The organism is Rhizobium sp. LC145 (assembly GCF_001005825.1).
Taxonomy (GTDB): domain Bacteria; phylum Pseudomonadota; class Alphaproteobacteria; order Rhizobiales; family Rhizobiaceae; genus Neorhizobium.
Genome location: NZ_LBHV01000001.1, coordinates 733,445 through 746,684 on the forward strand (window position 1 = coordinate 733,445; position 13,240 = coordinate 746,684).

General features: G+C 62.3%; 12 protein-coding genes and 3 tRNA genes. 2 read left to right on the forward strand and 13 right to left on the reverse strand.

What is annotated here, in order from left to right:
* Positions 1-40 precede the first annotated feature (40 nt).
* The 11 genes from YH62_RS03750 to YH62_RS03795 form a co-directional block, all read right to left on the reverse strand.
* The gene (locus tag YH62_RS03750; protein ID WP_082118221.1) at positions 41-691 is read right to left on the reverse strand and encodes a hypothetical protein; all 651 of its coding nucleotides are present in this window, start codon (positions 689-691) and stop codon (positions 41-43) included.
* A 4-nt stretch (positions 692-695) separates the two neighbouring features.
* A complete protein-coding gene (gene nuoF, locus YH62_RS03755) occupies positions 696-2,000 on the reverse strand; it encodes an NADH-quinone oxidoreductase subunit NuoF (RefSeq protein ID WP_046792773.1) in 1,305 nt (434 codons plus the stop codon).
* A 10-nt stretch (positions 2,001-2,010) separates the two neighbouring features.
* Positions 2,011-3,207, reverse strand: a complete 1,197-nt coding sequence (locus tag YH62_RS03760) for an NADH-quinone oxidoreductase subunit E (protein ID WP_046792774.1) — start codon at positions 3,205-3,207, stop codon at positions 2,011-2,013.
* A 16-nt stretch (positions 3,208-3,223) separates the two neighbouring features.
* Positions 3,224-3,472 (reverse strand): hypothetical protein, encoded by a 249-nt coding sequence (locus tag YH62_RS03765; protein WP_046792775.1) that lies wholly within the window; start codon positions 3,470-3,472, stop codon positions 3,224-3,226.
* The gene (locus tag YH62_RS03770; protein ID WP_046792776.1) at positions 3,472-4,662 is read right to left on the reverse strand and encodes an NADH-quinone oxidoreductase subunit D; all 1,191 of its coding nucleotides are present in this window, start codon (positions 4,660-4,662) and stop codon (positions 3,472-3,474) included. Before YH62_RS03770 ends, YH62_RS03765 begins: the two co-directional genes overlap by 1 nt.
* Positions 4,663-4,728: 66 nt before the next feature.
* On the reverse strand, positions 4,729-5,103 hold the full coding sequence (locus tag YH62_RS29330) for a four helix bundle protein (RefSeq protein ID WP_280950038.1): 375 nt from the start codon (positions 5,101-5,103) through the stop codon (positions 4,729-4,731).
* Between the two features lie 59 nt (positions 5,104-5,162).
* Complete coding sequence (locus YH62_RS03775; RefSeq protein ID WP_046792777.1) at positions 5,163-5,765, reverse strand: NADH-quinone oxidoreductase subunit C; 603 nt, start codon at positions 5,763-5,765, stop codon at positions 5,163-5,165.
* A gap of 17 nt (positions 5,766-5,782) precedes the next feature.
* On the reverse strand, positions 5,783-6,364 hold the full coding sequence (locus tag YH62_RS03780; protein ID WP_046792778.1) for an NADH-quinone oxidoreductase subunit B: 582 nt from the start codon (positions 6,362-6,364) through the stop codon (positions 5,783-5,785).
* Positions 6,355-6,720: an NADH-quinone oxidoreductase subunit A gene (locus YH62_RS03785; protein WP_046792779.1), complete on the reverse strand. Its 366-nt coding sequence runs from the start codon at positions 6,718-6,720 to the stop codon at positions 6,355-6,357. The genes YH62_RS03780 and YH62_RS03785 overlap by 10 nt, the downstream gene beginning before the upstream one ends.
* Before the next feature lie 302 nt (positions 6,721-7,022).
* Positions 7,023-7,099, reverse strand: a tRNA-Asp gene (locus YH62_RS03790).
* Positions 7,100-7,164: 65 nt separating this feature from the next.
* Positions 7,165-7,241 (reverse strand) — tRNA-Asp (locus tag YH62_RS03795).
* Positions 7,242-7,503: 262 nt separating this feature from the next.
* Between YH62_RS03795 and YH62_RS03800 the strand changes: the two genes are divergently transcribed.
* Both YH62_RS03800 and YH62_RS03805 read left to right on the forward strand, forming a co-directional pair.
* Positions 7,504-7,579: transfer RNA gene (locus YH62_RS03800), tRNA-Val, on the forward strand.
* Between the two features lie 193 nt (positions 7,580-7,772).
* Complete coding sequence (locus YH62_RS03805) at positions 7,773-8,273, forward strand: hypothetical protein (protein ID WP_046792780.1); 501 nt, start codon at positions 7,773-7,775, stop codon at positions 8,271-8,273.
* Positions 8,274-8,291: 18 nt separating this feature from the next.
* On the opposite strand, the gene YH62_RS03810 is transcribed toward YH62_RS03805, so the two are convergent.
* Entirely contained in the window at positions 8,292-11,735 is a 3,444-nt protein-coding gene (locus YH62_RS03810) for a YhaN family protein (RefSeq protein WP_046792781.1), read from the reverse strand.
* A 2-nt stretch (positions 11,736-11,737) separates the two neighbouring features.
* Positions 11,738-12,973, reverse strand: a complete 1,236-nt coding sequence (locus YH62_RS03815) for a DNA repair exonuclease (protein ID WP_046792782.1) — start codon at positions 12,971-12,973, stop codon at positions 11,738-11,740.
* Positions 12,974-13,240: the final 267 nt, after the last annotated feature.

The following is a 13,240-nucleotide window of genomic DNA, read 5'->3' on the forward strand; positions in this document are numbered from 1 at the left end:
CTGTGTTCAATCGCGCGACCCTTGAGCCGCCGAAGTATTCCTATTGCATCAGCTTCTTTGCCTGGCCGATCCAATCGTCACGACCGATGCGGCCCTCGAAACCGAGCGTCTTGTCGAACCGGGCGACGTCCGCCTTGCTCCATCCGGCAATGTCGGCGAAGCGCCGGACGCCCATATCGTTCAGAACCTTTTCCAGCTTCGGGCCTATGCCGGAGATCAGTTTCAGATCATCCGCAGGACCGACAATCCCCGCGTCAGACCCTGTGGCGGGAACCGCTTTGCCCCTCGCCTGCCGCTTCGGGGCGGCCGTGGCCTTCGCAGCCTTTTCCGCAACCGGTTTTTCCGCCGACTTCGGTGTGGCCTTTACGCGCTGCACCGGCTTCGCTTCCTCCGGCGCGGCTTGTGGCGCTGCCGGCTTCCGCGCAGCGGCTGCATGGGCGCTTTCGTCACCGAAAGCCTTGTTCATCCGGTTCGCCGCTTCCATCGCCCCTTGCAGCATGCCAAAGAAAACCCCGGCGGCCTGCGTTGCGAGACCGAAGCCGATCGCCGTGGCAGCCGTCATGGCCGCCGCCGGATGCGACATGAGCGGATGAAGCGAAAAGGCTTCCGAGAAATCGGCCGGGCGCGCGGGATCGTGCGCCGGCATATCCGCCCTCGCCCTCACATCCCGATCTGCGCCCGTTATCGCCACGCTCTTACTCCGCTGCTTCCATCACCGCGCCGTGGGACGTGGCGTTGTGGGTGTATTGATCGATACGCGCCTCGATTTCCGGACGGAAATTGCGGATCAGGCCCTGGACCGGCCAGGCGGCCGCGTCGCCGAGCGCGCAGATGGTGTGGCCCTCGATCTGCTTGGAGACCTGGAGGAGCATGTCGATCTCGCGCTTCTGCGCATTGCCCTTCACCATGCGTTCCATGACACGCCACATCCAGCCGGTGCCTTCGCGACAGGGCGTGCACTGGCCGCAGCTCTCATGCTTGAAGAAGGCCGAGAGACGTGCGATCGCCTTGATGATGTCGGTGGACTTGTCCATGACGATGACGGCGGCGGTGCCGAAGGAGGACTTCACGTCGCGCATGCCGTCGAAGTCCATGATCGCATCGATCATGTCCTCGCCCTTGACGACGGGGCAGGACGCGCCGCCGGGGATGACACCGAGCAGGTTGTCCCAGCCGCCTCGGATACCGCCGGCATGCTTCTCGATCAGTTCGCGGAAGGGGATGCTCATGGCTTCCTCGACCGTGCAGGGCTTGTTCACGTGGCCCGAGATCATGAAAAGCTTGGTGCCGACATTGTTCGGGCGGCCGATCGAGGAGAACCAGCCGGCGCCACGGCGCAGAATGGTCGGCGCGACCGCGATCGATTCGACGTTGTTGACCGTCGTCGGGCAGCCGTAGAGGCCCATATTGGCCGGGAACGGCGGCTTCAGGCGCGGCTGGCCCTTCTTGCCCTCGAGGCTTTCCAGCAGCGCCGTCTCTTCGCCGCAGATATAGGCACCGGCGCCGTGATGGACGTAGATGTCGAAATCCCAGCCGTTCTTGTTGTTCCTGCCGAGAAGGCCGGCGTCATAGCACTCGTCGATCGCCGCCTGCAGCGCCTCGCGCTCGCGCATGTATTCGCCGCGCACATAGATGTAGGCGGTATGGGCGCCCATGGCGAAACCGGCGATCAAGCAGCCTTCGATCAGCGTATGCGGATCGTGGCGCATGATCTCGCGGTCCTTGCAGGTGCCCGGCTCGGATTCGTCGGCATTGACCACGAGGTAATGCGGGCGACCGTCGCTTTCCTTCGGCATGAAGGACCACTTGAGACCGGTCGGGAAGCCCGCGCCGCCGCGTCCGCGCAAGCCGGACGCCTTCATCTCGTTGATGATCCAGTCACGGCCCTTTTCGATGATGATCTTCGTACCATCCCAGTGGCCGCGGCTCATCGCGCCCTTGAGCGACTTGTCCTTGAGGCCGTAGATATTGGTAAAGATGCGATCCTGATCCTTGAGCATGTCTCACTCCTTACCGCGGCTTCTTGCCGAAGACACGAATGTATTCGGCCTCACCGCCCTTGGCGAGTGCCTTGGCCTGCTTGACCCAGTCGTCGCGCTCGATCCGGCCCTTGAAGTTCAGATAGGAATCGACCCATTCGCGCTCCGCCTTCTTCCAGGAGGCGACTTGCGCGAAGGTGAAGATGCCGAGTTCGTGCAGAATGCCCTCGATCTTCGGGCCGACGCCAGCGATCATCTTGAGGTCATCCACTTCCGCCGGGCGTTCGATGCCCTTCGGGCGGTTCTTGTCTTCCAGCGAGGGCTTGGCGGCCTTGGCAGCCTCGGGCTTTCCACCCGTCGCCGAGCCCGGCTTGGCCGGTGCGCCTTCCGCCGTGCTGCCGACCGCCTTCGGGTCCGGCACGCTCTTTGCGGTGGCGGAAAGCGGCTGCTTTTCCGCAGCCTTCACGTTGGCGGCCGCCGCCTTCGGGGCGGTTGCCGGGGTCTTCAGCTTGGGATCGGTTTCCGGAGCCCGGTCCTTCGGCCGTGCGGCCTCGGCGGGCGGAATAGGTGCTGCGTCGGCCGCAGGCTGCGGCTCGAGATTGGTGCGAACCGGCTTCACATCTTCGAGAAGGGTCAGCGCACCGCCTTCGGGAGCGGAGAAATACCGGTCGATCTGCGGACCGGGCTTGATCTCGTCACCCTTGCCTGCCTCGAACGCATCGATGATCTCTTCCAGCCGCTCGGGCGTCAGGTCCTCGTAGGCATCCTTGAAGATGATGACCATCGGTGCGTTGACGCAGGCGCCCTGACACTCGACCTCTTCCCAGGAAAGCGTGCCGTCGGCATTCAGCGCGAAGGGATCGTGATGGATCTTCTTCTGACAGACCTTCATCAGGTCCTCGGCGCCGCGCAGCATGCAGGGCGTCGTGCCGCAGACCTGGATATGGGCGCGGGTGCCGACCGGCTTCAGCTGGAACTGCGTGTAGAAGGTCGCGACTTCCAGCACGCGGATATAGGGCATGTCGAGCTTGGCGGCGACGTATTCGATCGCCGAGCGCGTCACCCAGCCGTCCTGTTCCTGCGCGCGCATCAGAAGCGGAATCACCGCCGATTGCTGACGGCCTTCCGGATACTTTCTGATGGTCGCCTCAGCCCAGGCGGCGTTCTCGTCATTGAAGGCGAACGCTGCCGGCTGAAACTGCTCTTCGGCTAATCGACGAACGGACATTCTTTCTCACGCCTTATCAGTTTAAGGTTCCGCACCGCGATTTCGTGACGGTGAGGAATTCGCAGGCATAGGCAGAATTGCCTTTCTGCATGAACACTATGAACTTGGTCGTACCGTTGGGTACGGCTGCCTTGATCTCAAATCCCTTCGACAGGAGGTCCGCAATGGTGGAGCCTCCCTTGATCGCATCCGGCGAGGCCCGCTCCTGCGCAAGCGCAGCGGAGGCGGCCAGCAGAGCAAATGCCGTCAGGATCGGTCGGCGCATCAGCGATCCACCTCACCGAACACGATATCGAGCGAGCCGAGAACCGCAGAAACGTCCGCAAGCTGGTGCCCACGACAGATGAAATCCATCGCCTGCAGATGGGCATAGCCCGGTGCGCGGATCTTGCAGCGGTAGGGCTTGTTGGTACCGTCGGAGACGAGATAGACGCCGAACTCCCCCTTCGGAGCCTCGACGGCCGCATAGGCCTCGCCGGCCGGCACGTGGTAGCCTTCGGTGTAGAGCTTGAAGTGATGGATGAGGGCTTCCATCGAACGCTTCATCTCGCCGCGCTTCGGCGGCACGACCTTGCCGTCGGTGGAGGAGAACGGCCCGCTCCTGGCATCGCCCAGCAGGCGGTTGACGCACTGCTTCATGATCTTCACGGATTCGCGCATCTCGATCATGCGGATCAGATAGCGATCGTAGCAGTCGCCGTTCTTGCCGATCGGAATATCGAAATCCAGCTCGGAATAGCATTCATAAGGCTGCGCACGGCGCAAATCCCATGCGGCACCCGAGCCGCGCACCATGACGCCGGAAAAGCCCCAAGCCCAGGCGTCCTCCAGCTTCACCACGCCGATATCGACGTTGCGCTGCTTGAAGATACGGTTGCCGGTCAAGAGATCGTCGATGTCGTCGAGCTTCGCCGGGAATTCGTCGCACCAGGTGCCGATATCCTCGACCAGTTCCGGAGGCAGGTCCTGATGCACGCCGCCCGGCCGGAAATAGGCCGCATGCATGCGCGCGCCGGAGGCCCGCTCGTAGAAGACCATGAGCTTCTCGCGCTCCTCGAAGCCCCAAAGCGGCGGGGTCAGCGCGCCGACGTCCATCGCCTGGGTCGTGACGTTCAGGAGATGCGAGAGGATGCGGCCGATTTCGGAAAACAGCACGCGGATGAGCTGGCCGCGGATCGGAATTTCGAGCCCGATCAGCCGCTCCACCGCGAGCGCGAAGGCGTGCTCCTGGTTCATCGGCGCGACGTAATCGAGGCGATCGAAATAGGGAACGGCCTGCAGATAGGTCTTCGTCTCGATCAGCTTCTCGGTGCCGCGGTGAAGCAGGCCGATGTGCGGATCGACCCGCTCGACGATTTCACCGTCCAGCTCCAGCACAAGCCGCAACACGCCGTGCGCGGCCGGATGCTGCGGTCCGAAGTTGATGTTGAAGTTGCGAACGTTGTGTTCAGTCATGTGCGGCGCGCTCCGCGCTTGTAGGAATTAGGCAATAGGCAGTAGGCAGTAGGCCTTTGCCCGTATTCAGTTCTCATTTCCATTTCGTCCATCCTGCAAACGACGGATAAGCGACCGCAACATCTTTCCAACTTCATCACCTAGAGACATCGCAGGCTGTATTTCAGCCAATCCAATGATCCCTACACGGGTCGACAATATCAAATGCGTTTCCAATTCCTTTAATGACCCCTGTGCGATTTTCAGGTGCTGCACGTAAGCGCCTGTAGCATCTCGTCCGTAGCCTTCAGCAATATTAGCAGCCACGGAAGCGGCTGATCGCCTAATTTGAGAAACGAGACCGTAGATTTCCTCTTTCGGAAATCTTCTGGTGAGCTCGTAACAGACCACCGCAAGGTCCATCGAACGTTGCCAGACCACGAGGTCCTGATAGGAATTTATCGCCGTTTGTTTACTCTCCTAAAACGATTGCCTACTGCCCACTGCCTATTGCCTGAGCTTTACTGTTTTGCCTTCTCATCCCCCGGCAGCACGTAATCCGTCCCTTCCCAGGGAGACAAGAAATCGAAACTGCGGAATTCCTGGCGCAACTCCACGGGTTCGTAGACCACCCGCTTTGCGGCATCGTCATAACGAACCTCGACGAAGCCGGTCGTCGGGAAGTCTTTGCGCAGCGGATGACCTTCGAAACCGTAATCCGTCAGGATACGGCGCAGGTCCGGATGGCCGGTGAACAGGATGCCGTAGAGGTCCCAGGCTTCGCGCTCGAACCAGTCGGCGCCCGGATAGACCGAGAAAGCGGAAGGAACCGGCTCGTCCTCGCCGGTCTCGACCTTTATGCGGATACGCAGGTTCTGGCGCGGCGAAAGCAGGTGATAGACCACGTCGAAACGCTTCTCGCGCGCCGGCCAGTCCACCCCGCAGATATCGATGAAGCTCACGAACCCGCACTGCACGTCGTCGCGCAGAAAGGTGAGCAGCGGCACGATATCGTCCGGCTCGGCCGTCAGCGTCAGCTCGCCATAGGCGATCACCGCATCCTTCACCAGTTCCGGACGCGTCTCGCGGATATAGGAGGAAAGCTCGTTCAGGGCTTCAGTCATTGCTTCGTCCTTCGCCCTCAGCGCTCGATCGTACCGGTCCGCCGGATCTTCTTCTGCAGCAGAAGCACTCCGTAGAGCAGCGCCTCCGCCGTGGGGGGACAGCCCGGAACATAGATATCGATCGGCACGACGCGGTCGCAGCCGCGCACGACCGAATAGGAGTAATGATAGTAACCGCCGCCGTTGGCGCAGGAACCCATGGAGATGACGTAACGCGGTTCCGGCATCTGGTCATAGACCTTGCGCAGCGCGGGCGCCATCTTGTTGGTCAGCGTGCCGGCGACGATCATGACGTCCGACTGGCGCGGCGAGGCGCGCGGCGCGAAGCCGAAGCGCTCGACATCATAGCGCGGCATGGAGAGCTGCATCATCTCGACCGCGCAGCAGGCGAGGCCGAAGGTCATCCACATCAGCGAACCGGTGCGGGCCCAGTTGATCAGCTCGTCGGTGGAGGTGACGAGAAAACCCTTGTCGGCGAGCTCGTTGTTGATCTCGCCGAAGTACGCGTCGTCGCTGCCGATAGGCTTGCCGGTGTTCGGATCGATGATCCCCTTGGGCTGCGGCGCGACCAGAGTGCTGCCGGTGTCGACTACGCCCATTCCAGCGCTCCTTTCTTCCATTCATAAATGAAGCCGACGGTCAGGACCGCCAGGAAAACCATCATGGACCAGAAGCCGAACCAGCCGATATCGCCGAAAGACACCGCCCAGGGAAACAGGAAGGCGACTTCGAGGTCGAAGATGATGAAAAGGATCGAGACGAGATAGAACCGGATGTCGAACTTCATGCGCGCGTCGTCGAAGGCGTTGAAGCCGCATTCATAAGCCGAGAGCTTTTCCGAATCGGGCGCCTTGTAGGCGACGGCGAAAGGCGCGATCAGAAGCGCCAGGCCGATCACCAGGGCGATGCCGATAAAGACCGCAATCGGGATATAGGAAGCGAGGAGTTCACTCATGGCATTCGATCCTTGCTGGCCAAAAGCACCGGGCGGCGCTCGATCAACAATGCGCGGGCCAAGCAAACGTGCATTGCAACACGCCGTGTGACTAGCGCAGGCGAAGCCCCGGTGCAAGACTTTTGAGCGCCCCTTGCCACGTCAAAATGGACCAGGCGCTCCACAATCACCAGAGGTTGATTGGGAAGCAAAATTGACGAGTGCCGCACAGCCTATGGCAGCAGGCCGGACTTCGCAATAGCCGGGCAAAAGTCCCGGACCGCCCGGCGACACGAGGAAAGCCTGCATGAAGATAAGGAGAATGGCGCGAGTGACGGGGCTCGAACCCGCGACCTCCGGCGTGACAGGCCGGCACTCTAACCGACTGAGCTACACCCGCGCACAATGCCGCTTGCGGCATTTTGACCGATCCCAAACAAGACCGGTCGACTTCGAGGAAGAGAATGGCGCGAGTGACGGGGCTCGAACCCGCGACCTCCGGCGTGACAGGCCGGCACTCTAACCAACTGAGCTACACCCGCGCATTTCTCAAAAGGGCGCTTGGCCCTTCACCGTGCGGCCTCGACCGCCCGGTTGAGCGGCTAACTAAGAGGTTCGGCATCGGGTGTCAAGCAGGTTTCAAGACAAAAGGATGACGGCGGTCGATTTGCACAGACCCCTCCCCTTTCCGCGTCGGTCTTCCGCAAAAAATTCAAAAAAACATCATGAAGGCTCTTGCGGTTTTTCCGCGATCCGCATAGATCACGGCCACCGACGCGGCGGACGGGTTCCGCAGCCGCGAAAGGGCGATTAGCTCAGTTGGTAGAGCGCCTCGTTTACACCGAGGATGTCGGGAGTTCGAGTCTCTCATCGCCCACCATTTTCTCCTTTGAAATCATTGAACAACCCATTTTGTTGGGTTTCCGGCGTCCATTTGGTACACAAGGCCGGTTGACAATGAGTTTTATAATATCTGCCCTGCCCTCATCGGTAGTATCTGGGGCGGAATGACGTATAATGTTTGAACGTGAAACGTACTAGCCTTCATCATTGATCAATTCAGCGAGGCCGCTGTGGACTTCCTTTCGCTCATATTGGCAGCAATCGGATGGCAGAAAAATCACGCCAACAAAGTCAGTGATCGGCGGATAGAAGCATATCGCATGAACGCAGAGGTGGCGGCTGAGGCTGCTCAGTGCGCTAACATGCTAGCGCTTGCAACACCAAGCATCCTCCGGCGTGCAGCGCTTCTCTTTCCCGATCAGCCGCTGGTTTATCAAAGCTGCCATGACACGCTTACGACAATGCGTGCCCAAGCGGAGCAACTTCATGCCATGGCGGAGAGCTATAAGCCGATGATCGAGCGGGGCAGCACATGGGCCGATTGGGATAAAGCGGTGAGGCAGCTTCACGAGTGGAGGTCCACGGCTTCCATGCTGCGCCCTCATACGGAAACGATCATCAAACGGTACGAGGATTTGCTGACCGCCGCAGAAAATACAGAACCTCTCCCTTCGCCTTCACCTCCCGTGCGCCAACCAAGAGACCGGGGATGGGATGCTCCGCCCCTTTAACCGAGGCGCCAGGGGGGATTAAAGCAGCACCAAGTCCAGCCCGTCGCCGATCTCGCGCCTGGCGGTTTCCACCACGCTCGTCTGGTGGGTGAACAATATCGTCTGGAATCGCTCGCCGCCCGCGGCGAGCGTGCGCAGGCCCGCAGCCGTCCGCTCGTCGTCGAAGGTCTGGAAGATATCGTCGAGAATCAGCGGGGCCGGTTCGTTGCGGCCGCAGTAATCCTCCAGGAAGGCGAGCCGCAGGGCCAGATAGAGCTGGTCTCCCGTTCCCTCGCTCAAGCCGCCAAGCGGCACCTGTTCGCCGGTTTTTCGTTCCACGGCGAGCTGCAGTTCGTCGTTCTCGTCATAGAGCTGCAGGAGCCGCGCGAATCGGCCGCCGGTAAGCTCCGCAAACACTTGTCCCGCCCGCTGCATCACCGGATCGGCCTGCCGTTCGCGGTAGATCTCCATGGATGAGGAGAGAAGACTCGTCGCGAGCTTCAGCACGACCCAGCGCCGCGCAAGCTCCCTCGCCTCCTCCTCCGCCGCGAGCTTGCGGAAAACCGCGCCCTCGGCGCCGATGCCGGTTTCGAGCTCGCGGCGACGACGCAGATTGTCCGCCTCGCCGGCGCGCAGGGCCGCGATGCGGTCGATCTGTCGGCCATCCTCCGCCTCCAGCTTCTCGACCTCCAGGGCGGCGGCGACACGGTCGAAATCGGCAAGTGCGGCGCGCACCGCCTGCTCATCCCGGCCATCAGCCTGCTCGACGAACCGATTTTTCCCCTGGCGCAGGCTCTCCTCCAGCCGGTTGCGCTGCCTGAGATCCTCCAGGACCTCCGCAAGTTTCGGGATTTCGGACGAAAGCATTTCGGCAAGCGCGGCCAGCTCCTCCTGAAGCCGTTCCCCCTCGCTCTCCGAACGGCCCAATGCCGCTTGCGCGCGCTCTAGTTCCGCGACGAGAGCGGCGCGATGCTTGGCGTCCGCATTGGCGGCCATGGCGCGCTCGTTGAGCAGGCCTGCCGCGACATCCGGCGCGATGGAGCCGAGGTCCGGCGCGACCTGCGCACACAAGGCGCGCATTTCCTCCTCGAAGCCTTCCATGTCCCGCGCCATGCCGCGCACGCGCCGGTTCCGGTTTTCGCGCTCCGACATGAGATCCGGCACGATTCGCCAGAGATCGAGGGCGGCAAGCGCCATTTCCATTCTGGCGTCCTCCGGCAGGTCGACGGCGGCGAGCGCCTGGGTAAAGGCCCTCTCCCAGATTTCCGTTTCCCTGCGAAGCGCCGTCTCGCGCTCCTCCAGCCGCTCCAGGGTTCCTTGAGCGGAATGGCGCTTTCCTTCCAGCGCGCGGCTTTCACTCCAGCGTTCGGCGATCTCGCCGATCTTCCGTTCGATCCCGCGGGAAAGCGGCACGGTCGGCAGCGCGGCGGCTGGAAGACCGACAGCGTCGGCGAGAGACGATAGCGCCGGCCTCAGCTTCTCCTCTTTCAGCCGCAGAATCTCGAGTTCGTCGCGCAATTGGGTGAGGTTTTCCGCCTGGCGCGACAGCTCGTCCACCGCGCGGCGCCATTCGATCATCCGCTCCGGTGTGCCGGGAGAAACCAGCCCCGGCTGGAAGGCATCCTCGAAATCGGTGATAGCATCGGACAAGGCGATCTCCGCCTCCCTTGCTGCCTTCCGGTTCTTTACGAGCTGCCCTTCGATTTCTCTCTGCCGAAGCGCGATCTGGGCGTGGCGGGAGACCCTTTCGGCATCGGAAAGCGCCGCATCCGCCAGGCGGTCAGCCTCGCTGATGGCGCCCGACAGGAGACCGAACCCTTCCCTGCCCGGCTTCGCCTCCGCTGCCTTCAAGGCCTCGTCCCGGCTTGCGCGGGCAAGCGCTATATCCTCACGCGAAACGATCCTGCCCTCGATCTCGAGCGCCGCGCGCTGGGCGGCAAGGCTCGCCCCCTCCTCTTCCAGCGCGGCGAGCCTTGCGGCGACTTGCGTGCTTTCCGCCCGCGCGTCCTCGATCATGCGGCGGTGATTGGTGAGAGCGGCGATATCCGGCAGCGGCGCGGCAAGCAGCTTCTCGATATCCTTCACCGGCGGGTCCAGCCGGTCGGCGGCGGCGCGAAAGTTCGCCTCGGCGCGCGTTACCCGCACCTGCAGATCCTCGATAGCCGAAAGCGCGCCGATATCGGGACGCAAGGCGGCAAATTGCTCCGTCCAGGGTTTCGGATCGATCAGGCGGGCATCAGGCCCCTCCTCCTCCAGCCGCCGAAGCGTCTGCCGCTCCTCCTCGATCCGCTGGCGAAGCTCCTTCAGGCTGCGGTCGAGCGCCGCCCCCTCGTCCCCCAGCGCCTTCAGCCGCGCAAGGTCCGCATCCGTCGGCTGGTGGCGTTCGAGGCCGGCGGCATCCGCAAATCCCAGACGCCGGGCAGCCTGGGTGAGCCGCTGGTCGAAATCCTCGACTTCGCCGCGCACCCGGCCAAGATCTTCCCGCGCCTTGAGATAGGCGCCCTTCTGCGCATGGGCCGCAAGAATTCTGGGGGCCGCCTCGATCAGCGCCTCGTCCACATGCAGCGCATCGGCCTCGTCGCGCAGGCGGCGAACCTCGATCTCGGCCACACGACGAGCCTCGGCATTTTCCCGCGCGCCCTCCAGCGCTTTCGCCAGGCGCTCCTCGAAGCCGGCCGGAAGATCGGCCAGGCTCTCATACCGGGAAAGCATGGCCTGCTCGCGATCGATCTCCCGCAGCACCGGCTCCAGCCGCATCAGCATGCGCAATTGATCGAGCGCCCGCTTCGTCTCCTGCCGCTCGGCCAGTACCTCGGCAAGCTCCGCCTCGATCTCTGCCTGCTCGGCCAGAAGCTTCTTCCAGTCGTTGGATTTCAGCTCGCTTTCGCGCTCGGCCTTTCGCGCCTCGTCATGCGCGTCGAGCACCTGATAGAACAATCGGTCCTTCGAACGCCGCTGCGCATAGAGGCCGTCGGCTTCGGCTTCGATCGCCTTGCGCAGGTTCGACAACCCCGGGAGGCCGGAAGCGGCCGAAAACAGAAGGCTGCCGATTTCCCCGCCGCTCCTCAGCATGTTCTCGCCGCCGGCGCGCAAGGATGCGGAATTCAGTCCGAAGGCGCGCTCGAAGACATCGCGGCTCAGCGTGCCGAGAAAAGGCGCAAGCGCATCTTCCGGCAGCGCCTCCTCCGCCTCGCCGTCGGCAAGCAGCGTGTTCTTGCGCCCCTTCCGACGCCGGAAAGCCAAAATATCGCCATCGCGCGCGGTGATCTGCGCACCCACGCGCAAGGAACCGGAATCGTGCAGGAACGTATAGTCGGAGCGATCTGGGAAGCCGAACAGCAGGTCCGAAATGGCCGAGAGCGCGGAGGATTTTCCCGCTTCGTTCGGTCCGTAAATGACATGCAGCTTCGCATCCGGCCGGAAGACAAGACTGCGGTCGGTCAGCGCGCCATAACGCAGGATATCGAGGCGATCGAACCGCATGTTCAGCCGGCCCTCGCGGCGCGGGAAAGCAGCAGCTCGCGGGCTTCCGCCAGCAGGGTTTCGGCATCGCCGCCGAGAGCGAGCTCGCCCGCCCCGATCCCGCCCGGCAGGCGCGCGGCGATCTCGGCAATCCTGGACTCCGCGTCGGCAAGCAGTTCCGACGGGAAAGCGCCTGCCAGAATCAGGCCCTCGATGCCGAGAATGTCCTTGGAAACGGCCTTGCCGTTCGCTTCCGGCTCCAGCCGCACTTCCAGCTTTTCCAGCCAGATATCCTCGTGGCAGCGATGGCAAGCCGCCTGCACCTCGTCGCGGAAATCCTGAGCGCGCGACGCCAGCTCGTGGCGGAAGCGGCTCCTGCCGGTAAGCCTCACACGCAATGCCAGAGCCCGGCCCTCCATCCGCTCCACGACCGGCTCCAGCGCGCTTTCCAGCCGCTGCAGGATGGCGGGAATATCGTCCTCGGGCTCCACCGCAACGGCAAGTTCGGCGAAACGGGCGCTATCGGTAATCACCCGCTCATGGCTGACGCGGCCATCCTCGACCGTCACCAGCACCGCGCCCTTCGCGCCCTGTTCGCGGATGCTGCGTCCCTGCAAGTTGCCGGGAAAGATCACCACCGGGTCTTCGCTCACCACTTCGTAATCATGCACGTGGCCGAGCGCCCAATAGTCGTAGCCGCGCGATCTCAGGTCCTCAATGGAACAGGGAGCATAGGGCGCGTGCGGTTCGCGGCCGGTCAGCGAAGTGTGCAGCACGCCGATATTGAACCAGCCGGCCTGCCGCTCCGGATAGGAAAGCGCCAGGTTCTCCGTCGCCGAACGCTCGGCAAAGCCCTGGCCGTGCAGCGCCACCTTCAGATGATCCAGCGTGAACGTGCCCGGCTTGTTGACCGGGAATTCCCGCACGTTTCTCGGCAGCGTGATGGTCTTCGTGATGACGCTTTCGGCGTCGTGGTTCCCCTTCAGGAGGAAAACAGGAATTTCCTCCCGCTCCAGCCGCGCCACTTCGCGGTTAAAGAAGAGACCGATCTTGTTGTCCTTCCAGTCGCCGTCATAGACATCGCCGGCAACGATGAAAAAATCCACCTTTTCAGCGATCGCCTGTTCCACGAGCGCGGAAAAAGCCTTGCGGCTCGCTTCGATGAAGAGTTCGGCGATCGCGGCATCCTTCAGCGCCAGCCCCTGGAAGGGGCTGCCGAGATGCAGGTCCGCGGCATGGATGAAACGGAAGGACGTCATCGAATCGCTTGCATTGGTTGGCCGAGATGAACCCTTGTTTTAGGCAAATGCCGGGCATGAAGAAAGCATCGCCCGAATCGGCCTGTGGATAGCCTGGCCATTCGTCCGCTCGGTCCTTCTCACACCCAGCCTTCACAAAGATTTCGCAATGCACCATTAAATGCTGCATTGCAAAACAAGCAACTTAGGATACAATGAAATCATAATTGCAACCGATCCATGAAGGATCGGAGACGATCAGCATCCAATCAGCACAAAAGAATGAGA

What these genes read in the sequence shown, in the direction of transcription:
- nuoF (WP_046792773.1), bottom strand. Translation starts at nt 2,000, where the DNA reads ATGCTCAAGGATCAGGATCGCATCTTTACCAATATCTACGGCCTCAAG.
- YH62_RS03760 (WP_046792774.1), bottom strand. Translation starts at nt 3,207, where the DNA reads ATGTCCGTTCGTCGATTAGCCGAAGAGCAGTTTCAGCCGGCAGCGTTC.
- YH62_RS03765 (WP_046792775.1), bottom strand. Translation starts at nt 3,472, where the DNA reads ATGCGCCGACCGATCCTGACGGCATTTGCTCTGCTGGCCGCCTCCGCT.
- YH62_RS03770 (WP_046792776.1), bottom strand. Translation starts at nt 4,662, where the DNA reads ATGACTGAACACAACGTTCGCAACTTCAACATCAACTTCGGACCGCAG.
- YH62_RS03775 (WP_046792777.1), bottom strand. Translation starts at nt 5,765, where the DNA reads ATGACTGAAGCCCTGAACGAGCTTTCCTCCTATATCCGCGAGACGCGT.
- YH62_RS03780 (WP_046792778.1), bottom strand. Translation starts at nt 6,364, where the DNA reads ATGGGCGTAGTCGACACCGGCAGCACTCTGGTCGCGCCGCAGCCCAAG.
- YH62_RS03785 (WP_046792779.1), bottom strand. Translation starts at nt 6,720, where the DNA reads ATGAGTGAACTCCTCGCTTCCTATATCCCGATTGCGGTCTTTATCGGC.
- YH62_RS03810 (WP_046792781.1), bottom strand. Translation starts at nt 11,735, where the DNA reads ATGCGGTTCGATCGCCTCGATATCCTGCGTTATGGCGCGCTGACCGAC.
- YH62_RS03815 (WP_046792782.1), bottom strand. Translation starts at nt 12,973, where the DNA reads ATGACGTCCTTCCGTTTCATCCATGCCGCGGACCTGCATCTCGGCAGC.